The sequence below is a fragment of the Sphingopyxis sp. QXT-31 genome, assembly GCF_001984035.1.
GTDB lineage: Bacteria > Pseudomonadota > Alphaproteobacteria > Sphingomonadales > Sphingomonadaceae > Sphingopyxis.
This window is the reverse complement of record NZ_CP019449.1, coordinates 216,657-234,020: the sequence shown is the minus strand read 5'-3', so window position 1 is coordinate 234,020 and position 17,364 is coordinate 216,657. Positions and strand designations below refer to the sequence as shown.

The window sequence follows — 17,364 nt, the reverse complement described above, 5'->3', positions numbered from 1 at the left end:
ATAGGATTGGCCAGCGCGCCGCTATTGGACGCCTATTCAGCGCCCCGCAAGGAGTTTGCCACTAATATGGCCCTTATGAATTCGCTGCTTCCCGTTTCGCGTCTGGCGCTCGCCGCCGCCCTTTTCTTCCCGACCATCGCGCATGCGAGCGAACTCACCCCCGAACAAATGGCGTGGTATCGTGCGCAGATGGGGCTCGCCGCCGCGTCGAACACACCGCCGATCAGCGGCAACAGCGTCGGCGACGCGGTGCTCGAATGGCGCCGGCTGACCGCCAACACGGGCGCCTCCTTCGACCAGCTGTCGCGCTTCCTGCTCGCCAATCGCGACTGGCCCGACGCCGCCAAGATGCGCACCCGCGCCGAAAAGGCGATCGCGCTCGACAGCTTCGATCCGGCGCGCACCCTCGCCTATTTTCAGGCCTATCCGCCGCAGACCGCGAGCGGCCATCTGCGCCAGGCGCTCGCGCTCAACGCCAGCGGGCGCCGCGACGAAGCCTATGCCGCCGTCCGCCGCGCGTGGACTGGCGGCACGCTCGACGATTATGAGACGAGCCGCGTACTGTCGCTCTTCCCCGGCGCGCTTTCGTCTGCCGATCACGACGCGCGCATGGACCGGCTGCTGTGGTCGGGCGCGACCAGCGCCGCGGGGCGCCAGCTCGCCTATGTCTCGCCCGAAAGGCGCGCTGTCTTCGCCGCCCGCCTCGCGATGCGCGCGGGCGCGGTCGACGCCGCGCTGCAGGCCAATGCCGTCGAGGCGGCCAACCCCGGGCTGACGCGCACCGACGCGGGCTATATCACCGACAAGGCGACCTGGCTGCGCAAGGCCAATCGCGCCGGCGAGGCGCGCGCTTTGCTCGCTGCGCCACGGTCGCTCGCCAAAGCACCGACCGACGCCGAGGAATGGCTCGCGACCCTGCTCACCAACGCGAAGGGCGCGTCCGAAAGCGGCGACAAACGCACCGCCTTCAACATCGCGAGCCAGCTCGACGACGCGCTGCCGCCGGGCACGGTGGTGCGCGAAACCCCGCTCAGCGTCCGCGACGATTACACCACCCTCGCTTGGCTCGCGGGCCAGATCGCGCTCAAGGACCTGCGCCGCCCCGCCGACGCGGCGCGCATGTTCCGCCAATATGGCGAGGCCGCGCGCTCGGCACAGACGCGCACCAAGGGCTTCTACTGGGCCGGCCGCGCTGCGCTCGCCGCAGGCGACAGCGACACCGCCAACGCGCATTTCAATGACGCCGCGCAGCATTACGACCAATTCTACGGCCAGCTCGCGCTGGAGCGGCTTGGTCGGCCGCAGCCCAAGCCCGCGCCGGTCCCGTCGATCCAGGTCGGCCCGGCCGAACGCACCGCCTTCAACGACGACCGCCTCGTCCGCGCGGCGCGCGCGCTGGGCGAGATCGGCGCGTGGCGCGAGCAGTCCTTGTTCCTCCGCGCGCTCGCGCAAAAGGCCAGCTCGCCCGCCGACCATGTCCTCGCGGGCCAACTCGCCTCGCAGATCGGCCGTCCCGACCTCGGCGTCATGATCGGCCGCAGCGCGCAGGCGAACAGCCTCGACGCGGTCGAGGTGTCGGGCTTCCCGACCGTGCGCGTCCCCGCGGGGCACGAGGGCAACTGGACCTTCATCCACGCGATCACGCGGCAGGAAAGCCAGTTCGACCGCGCCGCGATCAGCCACGCCGGGGCGCGCGGCATGATGCAGCTGATGCCCGGCACCGCGGGCGAGGTCGCGGGCAAGCTCGGCCTCTCGTACATCCGCGAGGCGCCGACCACCGACACCAATTATAACATGACGTTGGGCTCGACCTATTTCCAGCAGATGCTGCGCTATTTCGGCGGCAGCTATCCGCTCGCCGTCGCGGCGTATAACGCCGGGCCCGGCAATGTGAACAAATGGCTGCGCGCCAACGGCGACCCACGCGCGGGCACGATCGAGATGATCGACTGGATCGAGGCGATCCCGATCTTCGAGACCAAGAATTACGTCCAGCGCGTGCTCGAAAACGCCGTCGTCTACGACACCCTGCGCGACCAGCCGCTGCCGCAGGCGCCGCTGAGCTTCTACCTCGGCAAGCGCACCCCCGGCTGAGCCGCCCGTTGCATTTCATCGTCATCCCGGCGAAGGCCGGGATCTCGCCCTCTGACTTTGCCGCACGGGCGAGATTCCGGCCTTCGCCGGAATGACAGACGAAGGTTGGAACAATGGCGGGGGACAAGACCAATATCATCAGTCCCACCGGCTATGCCGCGCTGCGCGCCGAATATGACGCGCTGCTCGGCGACGAGCGGCCGAAGCTGGTCGAGGTGATCAGCTGGGCCGCGGGCAATGGCGACCGCAGCGAGAATGGCGACTATATCTATGGCCGCAAACGCCTCCGCGAAATCGACCGGCGGCTTGGCTTCCTCGCGCGGCGGATGAAGGCGGCACGCGTCGTCGATCCCGCCGAACAGCCCGACAAGAGCCGCATCTGGTTCGGCGCGACGGTCGAACTGGCCGACGACGACGATGCACGGCGCACGGTCACTTTGGTCGGCGACGACGAAGCCGATGCCGGCACCGGCCGGATCGGCTGGAACAGTCCCCTCGCCCGCGCACTCCGCGGCGCGGCGGTGGGGGATCTGCGTACGGTGCAGCTGCCCGCGGGGCCGAAGGAGTTGGAGGTGATGGCGGTGGGGTATCCGGACGCCTGACCGCTATTTCCCAATGATCCCCTCCATCTGCGCCCGCAAATCGCTACGCAAATCGGGATATTCGACCGCGCGCATCGCCCATTGGCGCGCCATCGCGGCATTGGGGTCGACGCCCTGCCCCGTCTGGTAGCCGAGCGCGACGATCGCCATCGCGTTGGCGTGGGCGGTTTCGGTGCCCGTTCCGTCGCCCGACAGCGCCGAACTGCGCGCCGCGATGGCGCAGTCGTCGAAGGCGTCGGCGATCCTGTTGTTGTAGACGCCGATTTCGCACAGCCACAAATTGCCCTCGACATCGCCGCCCTCTGCGATTGCGCGGAGCCGGGCGACCATGTCGCCGCGGCGCGCGGGATTGACCGCAGCGGCGAAGAACATCGCCGCCGGGTGCCCCGCCTCGGCCGCCTCGACGAACAATTGCTCTGCGCCCGCCAGGTCGGGCTTGCCGAAGCCGCCGATCCACAATTGATGCGCGAGGTGCGTCTTCGCCTTGGCGTAGCCGCTCGCCGCGGCGGCGCGGTAGAGCCGCTCGCCCTCGATGCGGTCGGGGGTGCCCGGCGCGCTGCCCATCAGCAGATAGCCATATTCGAGCTGGCCGGGCGCATAGTCGGCGGCGGCCGAGCGCGCGAGCCATTCGCGCGCCGCGCCCTTGTCGCGCGCCACGCCGACCCCGAATTCGAGCATATAGCCGAGAATATGCTGCGCGACCGGGTCGCCGCCCCTGGCGAGCGCGGCGATGTCGGCGGTCGAACGGGTCGTGAGCAGCCTCGCGACGATGATCGGCTCGTCCTCGACGGCCAGCCGGGCGAGCGGCAGGTCCAGCGGCGCGATCGCGGCCGGGCCGCCGCGCGTCGTCGCGGCTTGCGCCGGAGCAGCGGCGGCCGCCGCTACCGGGCTGACCGACGGCGGCGCAACCATCGCGGGATCGAGCTTCCGCGGCTCGACCAGATAGAGGCCGCCGAGCTTGCGACCATAGTGGAAGGGCTCCTGCTCGCCGCGCGGCATACCCTCGGTGAGTTCGGGCACTTCGCTCTCGATCGCGCCGAACATCGTGGTCAGCGGCACCGGCATCGACAGATAGCGGCCGGCGGCGGTGGCGAACGGACTGAGCCGCGAGCCGATGGGCGCGTCGTCATAGGCGGGCGCGCCGATCGCGGTCGAATAGAGCACCGCGCCGCGCGGTAGCGAGAGCAGGCCGATCGGCCCGACGCCGCCCTCGGTCGCGACCGCGGGCTGGTCGGCGAGGCGCACGATCGGGTCGGCGGTGCGGCACGCATCGACCAAGAACAGCGCCACCGCGCCGTCGGGGATCACGCGCCGGGCAATGGTCTCGAGCGACACGAAGCGCAGGTCGAGGTCGCTGCGCCGCGTCATCGGCGGCGCGTCGGTCGGCACGACGTAATTTTTCTGCGCATATTGGAAGCCGTGGCCGGCGTAATAGACGACGACCGTTCCCGCGCTGGCCGCGTCGGCGGCGAAGCGGTCGAGCCCGGCCAGCAGGTCGTCATGCTCGGCATCGGCGATCACGCGCACGGCATAGCCGGCGTCGGTGAGGGTCGAGCAGATATGCGCAACATCGGTGCGGGCGTTGGCGAGCGCGGCCCAGCTATAACCGTCATAGGCGCTGTTGCCGATCAGCAGCGCGACGCGGTCGCCGTGGAGCGGGCCGCTGCCGCAGCTTTGCGCCGCCGCCGGCGCGGCCGAGCCGAGCAGCAGCGGGAAGAGCGCCGCCAAGGCGCCTCGCCATATCATGTTCACCTGATCGCCCTTCGCATTATCGTTCGATTCTGCGACCCCGTGCGACCCTAAGCCGGTCAAATCGCATGGCAAAGCGAAAAAGGCGCCCTGTGCGCCGCGTCACCGCGGCGCGCTGGACGATCGGGCAGGAGCTGATAATCTGAACGACCGAAGCCAGGGGATTTTATGAAGGCCATTCTCGCCGCCGCCATGCTGCTCGCCGGAACCGCGCACGCCGCGGAACCCTCGCCGCTGACGATGAAGATCCCGCCGATCACCGACGAACAGCTCAATGCGGGGCTCGAAATGGGGCAGGAAATCGAGGCGCGCGTCGATGGCGACCTCAACGGCGACGGCGATCTCGACACGGTCTATGTCGTCGCCAGCCCCGACGAGCGCACCGTCAACGTCGTGCTGAGCGTCCGCAGCGGGTTCGAGGCCGGCCAGACGCTGGGCGGTACCTTCAAGCTCCAGCCCGATCGGCTCGGCGGCGCCATGCTGTCGATCAAGAAGGGCGTGCTGGTGATCGAGGATCTGACCGGCGGCACCACCGCGATGTCGACCACCTATCGCTACCGCGTCGCCAAGGGGCAGGCGCGCATGCAGCTGATCGGGATGGACGTCACGCTCTACAGCCGCACCTGGGCGCATGACGGCGACGAGATGAGCTGGAACGTCGTCACCGGCGATACCGTGACCTCGCTGCTCAAGGTGAAGGGCAGCGGCGAGGACAAGAGCTACGAAACGCTCTACACGCGCAAGTTCAAGCGGCCGGCGCGCACCATCTATATGGACGATACGCCCGAGCCCGAATTCGAGCTGATCAGCGTCACCAAAGCGAAATGATCAGGGCTGCAGCAACGCCGGGACGATCCAGATCGCCGACAGCACGATAATCACTGCGATCAGCGAAAAGGCGAGCACATAGCGGACATTATGGCCTTTTACCCCGCTGCTCGCCTCGGTTTCAGTCACCTCGACATGGTCATCGACGACTTTCATGGTTCGTCTCCTTTTCTGGTCCGCCTAATACGCGGGCCTTCCCGGCGCGGTTCCCGCGCGCATGGGGAGAGAAAATGCCAGAGGGTCTGTAAGCCGGGTTCTGTCCACCCCGTTTGACGGGGGATGGGCGATCATTCCTCTAGGCGACCGGTTGCCCGGACGCTCAAGCAGTCAACCCGGACGGCGGGGCCGGAACCAGCCCTGAGTTGCCTCGTGCCATCCCTATTCGACCTTGCTCCCGGTGGGGTTTGCCGTGCCGCGTCCGTTGCCGTCCGCGCGGTGCGCTCTTACCGCACCCTTTCACCTTTCGCCGGGCCGAAGCCTTTGGCGGTCTTCTCTCTGTGGCACTTTCCCTTGCTCCGGCTTCCCGGAGCCGCCGGACGTTATCCGGCACCGTGGTTTCCGTGGAGCCCGGACTTTCCTCCCCCGCTTGCGCGGCGGCGATCGCCCAACCCTCTGGCGGGAGCGAGTATAGCGCGCTTCGGCGGGGTTTGCGAGGGCTAGTCGCCCTCGGGCTGCGGCAGCAGCAGCGCGAGCAGGATCGCGCGGCATTCGCCGCAGATCGTGCCGTCGATCAGCTCGGGCCGGAAGCGCCGCTGGAAAGCCACCGTCGCGGCAAAACCGTCGGTCACATCGTAACCGAAGCGCTCGAGCGCCAGCAGGAAACCCGCGTCGGTCCACAAGGGATCGGTCAATTTCTTGGTCGGGCGCGGCAGCGCGAGGCGGCGGCGCGCGAGTTCCTCCCACGGGAAAAGCTCGCCCGGGTCCTGCTTGCGCGTCGGGGCAATGTCCGAATGGCCGACGACATTGCCGCGCGTGATCGCGTGGCGATCCTTGATCAGATGGACCAGCCGCACGACCGCCGCGACCTGCGGATCGGGAAAGGGCACATAGCCATGCTCGTGCCCCGGGTTGACGATCTCGATCCCAACGCTCGCCGAATTGATGTCCCTGATCCCGCGCCAGTGCGACTTGCCCGCGTGCCAGGCGCGCTTTTCCTCGGGCACCATATGGGTGACCTGCCCGTCCTCGCTGACGACATAGTGCGCCGACACTTTCGATTCGGGATTGGCAAGCCAATCAATGGCTTCGTCGCCGCTCTTCATACCCGTATAATGGAGCACGATCATCGAGACCGGCAGCGCGCGCTCGTCGAAATTGGGGGACCAGCGTTCGATAGATTCGCTCATGCGTGTCGCGGCCCGATCATCCAAAACCTGCCCTCACCTGCGCTACCGCAACGCAAAATGCAAGGCGGCGATCAGGCGGCTTGCGGACGGCGCACCTGCTGGTCGGCAGGTTCGTAGAGCCCGCGGAGGCGCGGGCTGGCGACGAACTGGTCGGTCTGCCCCAGCACCGTCTCGCCCGCGCCGAGTATGAGGAAACTCTGCGGCGCCGCGACCATGCGCAGCCGCGCGAAGGCCTTCTGCCGCATCGGCAGCGAGAAATAGAGCAGCAAATTACGGCAGAAAATGAGGTCCGCGGGGCTCGCGAGCGGCGGCCGGTCGGTCAGCATATTCTGTACCGAAAAGTCGATCCGGCGGCGCAGATCCGCCTTGGCGAGCCAGCCGCCCTCGGTCTGGTCGAACCAGCGCACCATGCGCTGCACCGGCAGCCCGCGCTGGATCTCGAACTGGCTGTAGAGGCCGACGCGTGCGCGGCTGATCGCATGATAGCTGACATCGGTCCCGACGATGTCGACCTGCCACCCCGCCCAGCGTGCCTCCTGTTCGGCGAGCAGCATTGCCATCGAATAGGCTTCCTGCCCGGTCGAGACGCCGCAATGCCAGATGGTGAGCCGGCGCTTGTCGGCGTTGATCACCCTGATCTTTTCAAGCGCCGTCTGCGCTATGTCGTCGAACACGCTGTGTTCGCGATAGAAAAAGGTCTCGTTGTTGAGCATCGCATCGACCGTATCGTCGAGCAGCTGGCGGCTGGTCGAGGTCACCAGCGCCGCGACCAGCCCGTCGAGGTCGGCGATGCCGTGGCGCTGCATCACCGGCTTCAGCGACATTTCGATGCGCCAGATGCGGCTGGGCGACAGCGTCTGGCCGGTGCGCGATTCGAGCACGCCCATGAGCACGCGGTAGGCCGATTCGCTGGCGGTCCCGCCCATCATGACTTCGCGCGCCCTTTCAGGAAGCTCCCCAGCATCAGCGCGATCGCATCGGGGTTGAGCGTCGCCGCGGCGATCCCCGCCTTGGCGACCGCGCCGGGCATGCCCCAGATCACGCAGCTTTCGGGCGCCTGCGCGAACACCGTGCCGCCCGCTTCCTTGAGGCGCGCCGCGCCGTCGGCGCCGTCACGGCCCATGCCGCTCAGCACCACCGCGGCGGCGCGCGGGCCATAGACTTCGGCGAGCGAATCGAACATCGGGTCGGCCGAGGGGCAACAGCCGTTGGCGACCGGTCGCCGGTCGAGCGCGATCTCGCGCCGCCGGCCGGTGCCGACGACGATCAGATGCGCATCGCCCGGCGCGAGATAGATATGGTTCTTCTCGACCGGCATCCCTGCCGCCGCGACCACGACCTTGCGCGACGTCATCGTCGCGATCTGCTTCGCGTAAAACTCCATGAAGGCGTCGGGAAGGTGCTGGGTGAGCAGGATCGGCGCGGCGATGCGCGGGTCGAGATGGCTGAGGAAGCTGGTGAAGGCCGGGATGCCGCCGGTCGAGGCAGCGACCGCGATGCATTCGAGCGGCTGGTCGGTGTCGATCGCGACCGGCGCGGGCGCGACCGGCGCGGGCGCGGCGGCGCGGATCACGCCGATGCCGTGCCGCGGCTGCTGCCCCAAAGTGCGGATGCGCTCGGTCAGCACCTCGGCGAAGCGCCCCGAAAAACTGCCGCGCCCCGGTTTGGCGAGCGTGTCGCTCGCGCCGAGCGCCAGCGCCTCGATCGCCGCGGGGCCGCCCTCGAGGCAGTTCGACGAGAGGATCAGCACGCGCGCCTTCTCGGCGCGGTCGAGGATCAGGGGGAGCGCGGTGATGCCGTTCATCCCCGGCATTTCGATGTCGAGCACGACGACATCGACGGGTTCGCAGGCAAGATAGGCGAGCGCGTCGTGCGCCGAGGAGAGCGAGGCGCAGACCGTCAGCCCCGCGCTCTGATCGATGATCCGTTCGAGGATGCTGCGCACCACCAGGCTGTCGTCGACCAGCATGACGCGCACGTCGCGCGGAGCCGGTATCGCCTCGTCCAGCGGAGCCGCGCGGGCCAGATTTGGGGATGCCGCCACCCGCGCCGCCTCAGGCGACGCCGACGAGCTGCAATTTTCCTTCGAGCGTTTCGCGGTCGAACGGCTTCATCACATATTCGTCGGCCCCGGCTTCGATCGCGGCGCGGATATGATCGATGCTGTTCTCGGTGGTGCAGAAGACGATGCGCGGGCGCTCCTCATGCCCGTAATCGAGGTCGTTGAACGCGCCCAGAAACTCCATGCCGCTCATCACGGGCATGTTCCAGTCGAGCAGGATCACGTCGGGGCGGTTGGCGCGGCAAAAGGTCAGCGCCTCCTGCCCGTCGGCCGCCTCGTCCACCTCGAACGCCATGCTTTCAAGGATATGACGCGCGACCTTGCGGATCACTTTGCTGTCATCGACGACCAGACAGGATTTCGACATGATTTACTCCGTGCCCCGGGGATTGCGTGGGGATACCGCAGGAAACGTATTCAGCGCGTTAATGTCACGCCGCCTTGGCGACCGGCAAAGTGATGAAATGCGACGGGTCGACGACCAGCAGCGAATGGCCGTCATGCTCGATCATCGCGTCGGCGACGCGCGCCCAGCCGGGGAGCAGCTTGCCCGCGACGCGCGTTTCGGGCGCCTCGATGAAGCAGACATCCTCGATCGCGTCGGCGAGCAGCGCATAGCCGTGCTCGCCGACGTCGACGACGATCACGCGCTGCCCCGGCGCGACGGGGACCGGCGGCAGGCCGATCACGACATGCGGGTCGATCAGCGTGAAGACGCGGCTGCGCAGCGCAAACAGCCCCGCGACATGCGACGGCGCGGCGGGCACATGGACGGGCGTGCCCACCGTCACCACCGAATTGATCGCGCGGCTGCGCAGCGCGACGCGCGTGTCGGCGATGCGCGCGATCAAATAGAGTTTTTCCATCATGAGCGGGCTCCTCCGACCTGCCTGCGCAGCGCTTCGAGCAAGGCGGCGCGATCGTAGCGATAGATGCTGTCGTCCTCGGGGCCCGTCGCGGCGGGCGAGGCGCGCAGCCGGACGAGCGGGACATCCGCGGCGATCGGCCCCGATGCGGCTTCGGTCAGGCAGAGCTGGACGTCGGGGCGTTCTTCGCTCGCCTCATCGCCGCCGATGACGCGGTAGCCCGCGCTGCGCAGGATCGGCGCGAGGAAATTGCTGGCCCAGCCGTCGGCGTCGGCGGCGATGCGGCAGAGCGGCCGGCGTCCGGCGGACACCGCCTCGCCCGCTTCATATTGCGCCATCAGCCAGAAGGGATCGATCAGTTCGACCGGCTGGCCGCCGATCAGCACGACTCCGGCAATCAGGCCGGGCGCCGGTGCCGTCTGCACCGCGTCGGGCAGCCGGACGATGTCGATCACCGCCTCGATCGGATAGCAGAGCACCGACTGGCCGTCGTGCAGGCGCAGCAGTTTCACCGCGTCGCGGCCCCTGGGGCCCCCGGCGGCGTGGACGGGGAAGATGTCGGTGCCGATCTTCACCTGGACGGCGCCGGCGCTTTCGAACAGCGCCGCCGCCGGCACCTCCTCGACGCGTTCGATCACCGACAGGCGGACGCCCCGCATCTGCCCCCCGACATCACAGAACAGCAGCAACTGCGCGGCGTCGCGCGCGACCGCGGCCTCCGCGGCCGCCTCGTCGTCGGCGTCGTTCAGGCGCCCGGCCTCCGATGCGTCGACCCCGGCGGCGGCGAGCAGCCCCTGGACGTCGAGCAGCAGCACCGGGCGGCCGTTGTCGGGGAGCGTCGTGCCGGCGTAGAGTCCGGTCGCCATGATCATCGGCGCGGCGGGCTTGATCACCAGTTCTTCATGGTCGTGGATCGCGGCGACGCTCAGCGCATAGCTCATCCCCTGCCCCGGCCGGATCAGGATGATCGCGCGGTCGTCGCGGTCTTCGCTGGCGTCGATTTCGCCGCCCAGCACCAGTTCGAGGCGCAGCAGCGGAAATTGTTCGCCGCGCACGGTGACGAGTTCGCCGCCGCCGACGCGGTCGATGCGCACCGAATCGCTCGTCTCGAGCAGGATTTCGCGCACCGATCCGCGCGGGATCGCGAAATATTGGCCCGACGCACGGACCATCAGGCCCGAGATGATCGTCAGCGTCATCGGCACGCGCAGCACGATCGACAGCCCGCGGCCCTCGTCGTTGCGCAGTTCGACAACGCCGCCGATCTTCTCGAGGTTCGCCTTGACGATATCCATGCCGACCCCGCGGCCCGAGATCGACGTGATCTTGGCGGCGGTCGAAAAGCCGGGGCGAAAGACGAGTTCGAGTTTCTCGCGCGGGCTCAGCGCCTTGGCCTCGGCGGCGCCGATGACGCGCGCCGACAACGCCTTGGCGACCAGCGCGTCGGGCGACAGGCCGCGGCCGTCGTCGCGCACTTCGATCTCGATCTGGTTGCCCGACTGGCGCGCCGACACCGCGATATTGGCGGTGACGCCCTTGCCCGCGGCGACGCGCTCGTCGAGCGGCTCGATGCCATGGTCGATCGCGTTGCGGACGATGTGGATCAGCGGGTCGCGGATATTCTCCATCATCTCGCGGTCGAGCTCGACCTCGCCGCCGCTGGTCGAGAAACGGATCTTCTTGCCCAGGTCCTGCGCGAGATCGCGGACGATGCGCGGCAGCGGCGCGAAAAGCTTGTCGATGCGCTGCATGCGCATCTGGCTGACCGACTGGCGCATGCCCGCGATCGAGTCCGACAGGCGGTCGAACGACGCGATGACCGACGCCTCGGCACCCGATTCGCGCAGCATCCGGGCGAATTCGTTGCGCGCCAGCACGATGTCGGTGACCCCGGTCATCACGCTGTCGAGCAGCGGCAGCGGCACGCGGATCGAGCGCCAGCTCTGGAGCAGGTCGGTGTTGATATCTTCTTCGCCGGCTTCGGCTTCGACCGGCGCGGCGGCGACCGCGGCGGGCGTGTCGTCGACCAGCGCCAGCGCGCCGATGACGTCGCTGTCGTCGCCCTGCGGCTCGGTCCCCGTGTTGCCGAGCGACGAGCACAGCCCCGACAGGCGGTCGATGATCGCGAGCACCGCGGTGACCAGCGCGGCATTGGCCGCCCGGTTGCCGCGGCGCACCTGGTCGAGTGCATCCTCGGCGGCGTGCGACAGCGCGGTGACGCGCGGCAGCGACAGGAAACCGGAGCTGCCCTTGATCGTGTGGACGAGGCGGAAGATCGCGTCGAGTTGCGCCCGATCGGCCGGGTCGGCCTCCCACGCGACGAGCGCCCCGCCGGCTTCGGCCAATATTTCCGCCGTCTCGGCCAGGAAATCGTTCAGCAGATCGTCGATCACGGTGTTGGTGCGCCCCCAAAATCAGGCCGTCACCATGAAGGACAATGGTTAAGGAGGGCTTTACATATCGACGCGAAAGCTGCCGTTTCCGGCAGTTTCGGCGCATGCGTCGCCGCGCCCGGACGAAGACCGCCGAGGGTGTGGGCCCCCGGCGGCAGGTCTGCCCAATCGGAAGGAGCAAATGGGTAGACGCGCCAAGTGCGCGGTCGGGGGGATCGGGCTCGATACGGGCGGCGTCAGTCGCGCAGGACGGCGCCTACCAGCAGCGAGGTCGGCGTCTCGCGCGCCAGCATCACCGTGCCGCCATTCTGCGCCGCCACCGCCTGCACCAGGATCGCGGGCGCGGTGCGCGAGGTCATCGCAGATGCGCCCTCACCCTCCGCCAGAATCCGCTCGACGTCGGCGTCGAGGAAGAGGCGCTCGGCCTCGACGTGCAGCGCGATCTCGATCGCTCCGCCCTGGCGCTCGCACCCGATGTCGAGCCGCCCCCCGCGCACCAGCGCATCGACGAGGAGCAGCGACAGGTTGAGGATGATCTTCACCGCGGGCTTGGGCAGCGGATCGGCGCCGATCATCCAGTTGAGGTCGATCGCACGGTCGCCGATGATCCCCTGGATCGCCGACCGGGCCTCGTCGGGCGGCACCATCTCGCCGAAACCGCCCGCCGACCCGAAGGCGAGGCGAAAGAATTTGAGCTTGTTCGCCGAAGTCCGCGCGCTCTGTTCGAGCAAGTCGATGCAGCGCGCGCGCATCGCGGGATCCTGTTCGTCGGCGAGCAGTTCGAGCCCGTTGGCGAAGGCGCCGACGGGGCTGAGCAGATCGTGACACAGGCGCGAAGCCAGCATGGAGGCGAAATCGACGCGATCGTCGGACATGGATGGTAAAGCTCCCCGCGGTCCGGCAGTTTCCGGCTCGCGACGCTGTTAGGGCAGGCAGACCCTATCGGGCAAGAGCGGTGTCGCATCGCCGTCGACCAGCGACGATCACTTCTCGTCCAGCGCCTGCCGTGCGAGCCGAAGAAGCTCCGGCAATGCGTTCCTCACCTCGGCAATCAGTCGCGCATTGTCTTCATCCCGCTCGTCCGCGGGCACGACATAAGGCGGACTCTGGATTGTGCAGGCGGCGACGATCTCCCCGCCGGGCCAATTGCCGGCACGCATGCTTTCGCAAGCGCCGGTGTCTGGACGGGTCGAAACCGCGAGCGCGCCCATGCAAAGTTCGTCGTCCAGACGGCGAACGTACCAAGGCCCCGCCGATGCCTTGCGTTCCAGCAGCGCCAATGTTTCCAACGCCTTCAAATCCATTCTATGTGCTCCAACTTCTCGCGAAGAATCGACGATTATTCCCGCCGCTCCTAAAATGCCACGCCCTTGAATTTTGGGGCCCCAACCCCATATCCCGACCAATGCAGGGGGAAGACGAAGTTTTGACCGTGGCGCTCGGCGATAGCGCCGCCGGCCTGCGCCTCGACCGTGCGCTTGCCGAGGCCCTGCCCGAACTTTCGCGCGAACGGCTGAAGACCCTGATCAAGGGCGGCCGCGTCACCGATGCGCAGGGTGCGACGCTTTGGGATCCCGCGGCGAAGGCCGTCCCCGCGACGCTCGCCTTACGGCTTCCGAAGCCCGCCCCGGCGCATAATGTCGCGCAGGACCTGAACCTCGTCGTCGCCTATGAGGACGAACATCTGATCGTCGTCGACAAACCCGCAGGGCTCGTCGTGCATCCGGCGGCGGGCAATCTCGACGGCACGCTCGTCAACGCCCTGCTGCACCATTGCGCGGGGCAATTGTCGGGGGTCGGCGGGGTCGCGCGGCCGGGGATCGTCCACCGCATCGACAAGGACACCAGCGGGCTGATCGTCGCCGCCAAGCACGACAAGGCGCACGAAGGGCTCGCCAAGCAATTCGCCGCGCACAGCATCGACCGGCGCTACCTCGCGGTGGCGACGGGGCGCCCGATGCCCGCGAACGGCACGGTCGACGCCGCGCTCGCGCGGTCGAGCACCAACCGAAAGAAGATGGCGGTGGTCGCCGAAGGCCGCGGCAAGCGCGCCGTGACGCATTACCGCACGATCGAGCCGCTCACCGGCGCGACGCTGATCGAATGCCGGCTCGAGACCGGGCGGACGCACCAGGTGCGCGTGCATATGACGCACATCGGCCACCCCTTGGTCGGCGACCCGGTCTATGGCCGCGCCAAAAAGCCGCTTTCGGACGTGCTCAAAACGTTGGGTTTCGCACGCCAGGCATTGCACGCCGCCCATTTGGGCTTTATTCATCCGGTAAGCGGTAACGCTATTGCGCTCGACAGCGAAATACCCGCGGACATGCGGCAACTGATCGACAAATTGCGCGTTTAAGTTTCGAATGAAAATCTATCTCGACCGCCGGAGCCAACCGCGGCATATTTTGATCCAAAGATTGATAGGGAAGACGCTCTCCTATGGCTAACAAAAGCAATGTTCCGGCAGTGGTGCCCGCGCTCGGCGGTGAGGCGAGCCTGAACCGCTATCTGGCCGAAATCCGAAAATTTCCCCTGCTCACCCCCGAACAGGAGTTCATGCTCGCCAAGCGTTTCCAGGAACATGGCGACAATGAAGCCGCCGCGCAGCTGGTGACCAGCCACCTCCGCCTCGTCGCGAAGATCGCAATGGGTTACCGCGGCTATGGCCTGCCGGTCAGCGAACTGATCAGCGAAGGCAATATCGGGCTGATGCAGGGGGTGAAGAAATTCGACCCCGACCGCGGCTTCCGCCTCGCGACCTACGCGATGTGGTGGATCCGCGCCTCGATCCAGGAATTCATCCTGCGCTCGTGGAGCCTCGTCAAGATGGGCACCACCGCGGCGCAAAAGAAGCTCTTCTTCAACCTTCGCCGGATGAAGAACAGCCTCGATGCGTTCGAGGACGGCGACCTGTCGCCCGAGCATCTGACCAAGATCGCCACCGACCTCGGCGTCACCGAGGAGGAAGTCACCAGCATGAACCGCCGCATGGCGATGGGCGGCGACACCTCGCTCAACGTGCCAATGGGCGAGGACGGCGACAGCCAATGGCAGGACCTGCTCGGCGACGAAGGCCCGTTGCAGGACGAGCGCGTCGCCGAGACGCAGGAACGCGACATCCGCCATTCTTTGCTCAACGAGGCGCTCGACACGCTCAACGAGCGCGAGCGCCACATCCTGACCGAACGCCGCCTGACCGACGATCCTAAGACGCTCGAGGATTTGAGCCAGGTCTACGACGTCAGCCGCGAACGCGTCCGCCAGATCGAGGTGCGCGCCTTCGAAAAGCTGCAGAAGGCGATGCTCAAGCTCGCCGGCGACCGCCGCCTCGTCGGCGCCTGACCGGATAATCGATGCCGGCGATCCGCCTTCGCGCGCCCGCGGGCCCGCGCGGGTGGGTCGCCGTCGTGCTCTTCGGCTGGAGCCTGATCGCGCTGGTCCAGGCCGCGCAAGGCTATGGCGTCGCCGCCTGGCGCGGCCAGCCGCAGCCTTGGTGGCCGTCGATCGGCTATAGCGCGGCGATCTATTCGATCTGGGTGCTGCTCAGTTGGCCGATCGTCCGCGCGATGCTGACAATCGAGCGCCGCATCCGCCGCTGGTGGCTGCGCCTCGCCGCCTATCTCGCGCTCTGGCCCGTCGTGGCGGGGGCGCATGTCCTGCTCTTCGGCCTGATCTACTGGCCGGTGTATCGCGGCGACGCGGTGCCGACGCGCGGCGCGATGGTCGAGCTTATGTTCGTGCGCAATTTCGACAGCAACACGATGCTCTATGCCGCGCTCGTCGCGCTGACGATCGGCTGGACGCGCTGGCCGCGCCGCGCCGAACCCGTGCAGCGCCCGGCAAACGACGACGCGCTGCTGATCCGCGCGCGCGGGCGCGTGCAGCGCATCCCCTTTGCCGCGATCGACTGGATCGGCGCCGCGGGCGACTATGCTGAAATCCACAGCGAGGGCCGCGCCTATCTGATCGAGGAATCGCTGACCTCGCTCGCGGCACGGCTGCCCGCGGACGATTTTGCGCGCATCCATCGCGGCGCGCTGATCCGCCTCGACCGCGTCCGCGCGATCGACCCGATCGGCCGCGGCGACGCGCATGTCCGGCTGACGACGGGGCAGGACCTCCGCCTCAGCCGCCGCTTCCGCGAGAATCTGGCGACGCTGCTGCACCCGCCCGCCCAGCCGGCCGAATAGTCCCGCTCAAAGATCGGCGCTCGCGGCGCGGCGGTCGGCTGACGCAACCGGCGGGCCCGTCCCGCTGGAGATCGCCCCATGCCGCTGCCCTTCCTCGCCGTCCTGCTCGCCCCGCCCCTCGCCGCCGTCCCCGCCGAGCCGCCGGCCGACATCCGCCCCTATCAGTCGCTCCACCTCGAACTGCCCTACACGCCCCCGATCGCGCGCATCGATGGCGGGGACCGGCTGATCTACGAGCTGCACGCGACCAATTTCTCTTCGCGGACGCTTGCGATCACCTCGGTCGATGTGCGCGTCGCAGCCGATGACAAGCGCGTCGCGCGGATCGACCCCGCCGGCACGATGCGGCGGATCGGCGCCGCGACCGGACCCACGAACCACCTCGCCCCAGGCCAGCGCGCGATCTTCTACCTCTCGGTGCCATGGAGCGGCGACGGCGCGGTGCCCCTGGTCCATCACATCACCTTCGTCCCCCAGCGCAAGGAGGGCGCGTCCGACCCGGTGACCATCGCCGGCGCGGCCTTCAACCCGCGCCCGGCTTTCGAGGCCAGGCTGGGCGCCCCGCTGCGCGGCGGCCCCTGGACCGCCGTCGCGCTTCCCGGCGTCGACAACGGCCACCGCCGCTTTCCCTATGCGGTACGCGGCCGCGTCCACATTCCCGGCCGCCACGCGATCGACTGGATGCCCGCCGTGGGTTTCGATCCGGTCTCGACGGGCACCGGCGTCGCCCCCGACGGATCGGGCGCGGACGTACTAGCGGTCGCCGATGCCGAGATCGTCACCGTCAAGGCGGAGCGAGCCGCCGACGCGCGCGCCAATGTCGAGGACGAGACCGGCGCGATGATCGTGCTGCGCCTCGCCGACGGCCGCCATGCCTTCTACCAGCATCTCGCCCCCGGCCTCCGCCTCCGCCCCGGCATGCGTGTGCGGCGCGGACAGGTGATCGGCAAGGTCGGCGCCTCGGGCCATGTCACCCAGCCGCATCTGCATTTCCATGTCGCCGACGGCCCCACGCCACTCGACAGCGAGGGACTACCCTATCATTTCGGCGCGGGGCGGATCGCCGGTCGCTACACCGACAAAGCCGACTTCGACGCGGGAAAGCCCTGGCAGGCGGAGATGCAGCGCCCGATCGACGGCCTGCCGCCCGCCAATGCGGTGATCCTTTTCGATCCGACGACGCCATAGACGCACCGGCTTGCCGCGCGCGGCCAAGCGGCTAAGACACGGG

At 68.2% G+C, this 17,364-nt stretch carries 17 protein-coding genes and 1 other RNA gene; 7 read left to right on the top strand and 11 right to left on the bottom strand.

The annotated features are described in order from the left end of the window. Positions 1 to 66 precede the first annotated feature (66 nt). Entirely contained in the window at positions 67 to 2,094 is a 2,028-nt protein-coding gene (locus tag BWQ93_RS01145) for a lytic transglycosylase domain-containing protein (protein WP_077028918.1), read from the top strand. Between the two features lie 113 nt (positions 2,095 to 2,207). After that, positions 2,208 to 2,696 (top strand): transcription elongation factor GreB, encoded by a 489-nt coding sequence (gene greB / locus BWQ93_RS01140; RefSeq protein ID WP_077028917.1) that lies wholly within the window; start codon positions 2,208 to 2,210, stop codon positions 2,694 to 2,696. Between the two features lie 3 nt (positions 2,697 to 2,699). Here greB and BWQ93_RS01135 read toward each other — a convergent pair whose 3' ends face one another. Beyond that, positions 2,700 to 4,442 (bottom strand): caspase family protein, encoded by a 1,743-nt coding sequence (locus tag BWQ93_RS01135; RefSeq protein ID WP_198040445.1) that lies wholly within the window; start codon positions 4,440 to 4,442, stop codon positions 2,700 to 2,702. A 171-nt stretch (positions 4,443 to 4,613) separates the two neighbouring features. On the opposite strand from BWQ93_RS01135, the gene BWQ93_RS01130 reads away from it, so the two are divergent. Then, positions 4,614 to 5,273, top strand: a complete 660-nt coding sequence (locus BWQ93_RS01130; protein ID WP_077028915.1) for a hypothetical protein — start codon at positions 4,614 to 4,616, stop codon at positions 5,271 to 5,273. Here the strand turns inward: BWQ93_RS01130 and BWQ93_RS21010 are convergent, their stop codons facing one another. The 10 genes from BWQ93_RS21010 to BWQ93_RS01085 form a co-directional block, all read right to left on the bottom strand. Next, positions 5,274 to 5,429 carry a hypothetical protein gene (locus BWQ93_RS21010; protein WP_198040444.1) on the bottom strand — a complete coding sequence of 52 codons (156 nt, stop codon included), beginning with the start codon at positions 5,427 to 5,429 and terminating at the stop codon, positions 5,274 to 5,276. Positions 5,430 to 5,502: 73 nt separating this feature from the next. Beyond that, positions 5,503 to 5,889, bottom strand: an RNA gene (gene rnpB / locus BWQ93_RS01125) — RNase P RNA component class A. A gap of 40 nt (positions 5,890 to 5,929) precedes the next feature. Continuing rightward, positions 5,930 to 6,619, bottom strand: coding sequence for an N-acetylmuramoyl-L-alanine amidase (locus tag BWQ93_RS01120; RefSeq protein WP_077028914.1), 690 nt, complete (start codon positions 6,617 to 6,619; stop codon positions 5,930 to 5,932). 71 nt (positions 6,620 to 6,690) lie between these two features. Continuing rightward, entirely contained in the window at positions 6,691 to 7,548 is an 858-nt protein-coding gene (locus BWQ93_RS01115) for a CheR family methyltransferase (protein WP_077028913.1), read from the bottom strand. Continuing rightward, a complete protein-coding gene (gene cheB, locus BWQ93_RS01110; RefSeq protein WP_232314698.1) occupies positions 7,545 to 8,663 on the bottom strand; it encodes a chemotaxis-specific protein-glutamate methyltransferase CheB in 1,119 nt (372 codons plus the stop codon). Before cheB ends, BWQ93_RS01115 begins: the two co-directional genes overlap by 4 nt. Before the next feature lie 10 nt (positions 8,664 to 8,673). Further along, positions 8,674 to 9,048, bottom strand: a complete 375-nt coding sequence (locus tag BWQ93_RS01105) for a response regulator (RefSeq protein WP_077028912.1) — start codon at positions 9,046 to 9,048, stop codon at positions 8,674 to 8,676. 64 nt (positions 9,049 to 9,112) lie between these two features. Continuing rightward, positions 9,113 to 9,550, bottom strand: coding sequence for a chemotaxis protein CheW (locus BWQ93_RS01100; RefSeq protein ID WP_083720468.1), 438 nt, complete (start codon positions 9,548 to 9,550; stop codon positions 9,113 to 9,115). Then, a complete protein-coding gene (locus BWQ93_RS01095) occupies positions 9,547 to 11,940 on the bottom strand; it encodes a chemotaxis protein CheA (protein ID WP_232314697.1) in 2,394 nt (797 codons plus the stop codon). The genes BWQ93_RS01100 and BWQ93_RS01095 overlap by 4 nt, the downstream gene beginning before the upstream one ends. A gap of 236 nt (positions 11,941 to 12,176) precedes the next feature. Continuing rightward, entirely contained in the window at positions 12,177 to 12,815 is a 639-nt protein-coding gene (locus BWQ93_RS01090; protein WP_077028910.1) for a histidine phosphotransferase family protein, read from the bottom strand. A gap of 108 nt (positions 12,816 to 12,923) precedes the next feature. Then, positions 12,924 to 13,244 (bottom strand): hypothetical protein, encoded by a 321-nt coding sequence (locus BWQ93_RS01085; protein ID WP_077028909.1) that lies wholly within the window; start codon positions 13,242 to 13,244, stop codon positions 12,924 to 12,926. A gap of 101 nt (positions 13,245 to 13,345) precedes the next feature. Between BWQ93_RS01085 and BWQ93_RS01080 the strand changes: the two genes are divergently transcribed. The 4 genes from BWQ93_RS01080 to BWQ93_RS01065 all read left to right on the top strand — a co-directional run bounded on the left by BWQ93_RS01080 (position 13,346) and on the right by BWQ93_RS01065 (position 17,321). Beyond that, entirely contained in the window at positions 13,346 to 14,299 is a 954-nt protein-coding gene (locus BWQ93_RS01080; protein ID WP_077028908.1) for an RluA family pseudouridine synthase, read from the top strand. Between the two features lie 83 nt (positions 14,300 to 14,382). Then, complete coding sequence (gene rpoH / locus BWQ93_RS01075) at positions 14,383 to 15,285, top strand: RNA polymerase sigma factor RpoH (RefSeq protein WP_077028907.1); 903 nt, start codon at positions 14,383 to 14,385, stop codon at positions 15,283 to 15,285. Positions 15,286 to 15,296: 11 nt separating this feature from the next. Continuing rightward, the gene (locus BWQ93_RS01070; RefSeq protein WP_077028906.1) at positions 15,297 to 16,133 is read left to right on the top strand and encodes a LytR/AlgR family response regulator transcription factor; all 837 of its coding nucleotides are present in this window, start codon (positions 15,297 to 15,299) and stop codon (positions 16,131 to 16,133) included. A 78-nt stretch (positions 16,134 to 16,211) separates the two neighbouring features. Continuing rightward, the gene (locus BWQ93_RS01065) at positions 16,212 to 17,321 is read left to right on the top strand and encodes a M23 family metallopeptidase (RefSeq protein WP_077028905.1); all 1,110 of its coding nucleotides are present in this window, start codon (positions 16,212 to 16,214) and stop codon (positions 17,319 to 17,321) included. Positions 17,322 to 17,364: the final 43 nt, after the last annotated feature.

What these genes read in the sequence shown, in the direction of transcription:
- BWQ93_RS01145 (WP_077028918.1), top strand. Translation starts at nt 67, where the DNA reads ATGGCCCTTATGAATTCGCTGCTTCCCGTTTCGCGTCTGGCGCTCGCC.
- greB (WP_077028917.1), top strand. Translation starts at nt 2,208, where the DNA reads ATGGCGGGGGACAAGACCAATATCATCAGTCCCACCGGCTATGCCGCG.
- BWQ93_RS01135 (WP_198040445.1), bottom strand. Translation starts at nt 4,442, where the DNA reads ATGATATGGCGAGGCGCCTTGGCGGCGCTCTTCCCGCTGCTGCTCGGC.
- BWQ93_RS01130 (WP_077028915.1), top strand. Translation starts at nt 4,614, where the DNA reads ATGAAGGCCATTCTCGCCGCCGCCATGCTGCTCGCCGGAACCGCGCAC.
- BWQ93_RS21010 (WP_198040444.1), bottom strand. Translation starts at nt 5,429, where the DNA reads ATGAAAGTCGTCGATGACCATGTCGAGGTGACTGAAACCGAGGCGAGC.
- BWQ93_RS01120 (WP_077028914.1), bottom strand. Translation starts at nt 6,619, where the DNA reads ATGAGCGAATCTATCGAACGCTGGTCCCCCAATTTCGACGAGCGCGCG.
- BWQ93_RS01115 (WP_077028913.1), bottom strand. Translation starts at nt 7,548, where the DNA reads ATGATGGGCGGGACCGCCAGCGAATCGGCCTACCGCGTGCTCATGGGC.
- BWQ93_RS01105 (WP_077028912.1), bottom strand. Translation starts at nt 9,048, where the DNA reads ATGTCGAAATCCTGTCTGGTCGTCGATGACAGCAAAGTGATCCGCAAG.
- BWQ93_RS01100 (WP_083720468.1), bottom strand. Translation starts at nt 9,550, where the DNA reads ATGATGGAAAAACTCTATTTGATCGCGCGCATCGCCGACACGCGCGTC.
- BWQ93_RS01090 (WP_077028910.1), bottom strand. Translation starts at nt 12,815, where the DNA reads ATGTCCGACGATCGCGTCGATTTCGCCTCCATGCTGGCTTCGCGCCTG.
- BWQ93_RS01085 (WP_077028909.1), bottom strand. Translation starts at nt 13,244, where the DNA reads ATGGATTTGAAGGCGTTGGAAACATTGGCGCTGCTGGAACGCAAGGCA.
- BWQ93_RS01080 (WP_077028908.1), top strand. Translation starts at nt 13,346, where the DNA reads ATGCAGGGGGAAGACGAAGTTTTGACCGTGGCGCTCGGCGATAGCGCC.
- rpoH (WP_077028907.1), top strand. Translation starts at nt 14,383, where the DNA reads ATGGCTAACAAAAGCAATGTTCCGGCAGTGGTGCCCGCGCTCGGCGGT.
- BWQ93_RS01070 (WP_077028906.1), top strand. Translation starts at nt 15,297, where the DNA reads ATGCCGGCGATCCGCCTTCGCGCGCCCGCGGGCCCGCGCGGGTGGGTC.
- BWQ93_RS01065 (WP_077028905.1), top strand. Translation starts at nt 16,212, where the DNA reads ATGCCGCTGCCCTTCCTCGCCGTCCTGCTCGCCCCGCCCCTCGCCGCC.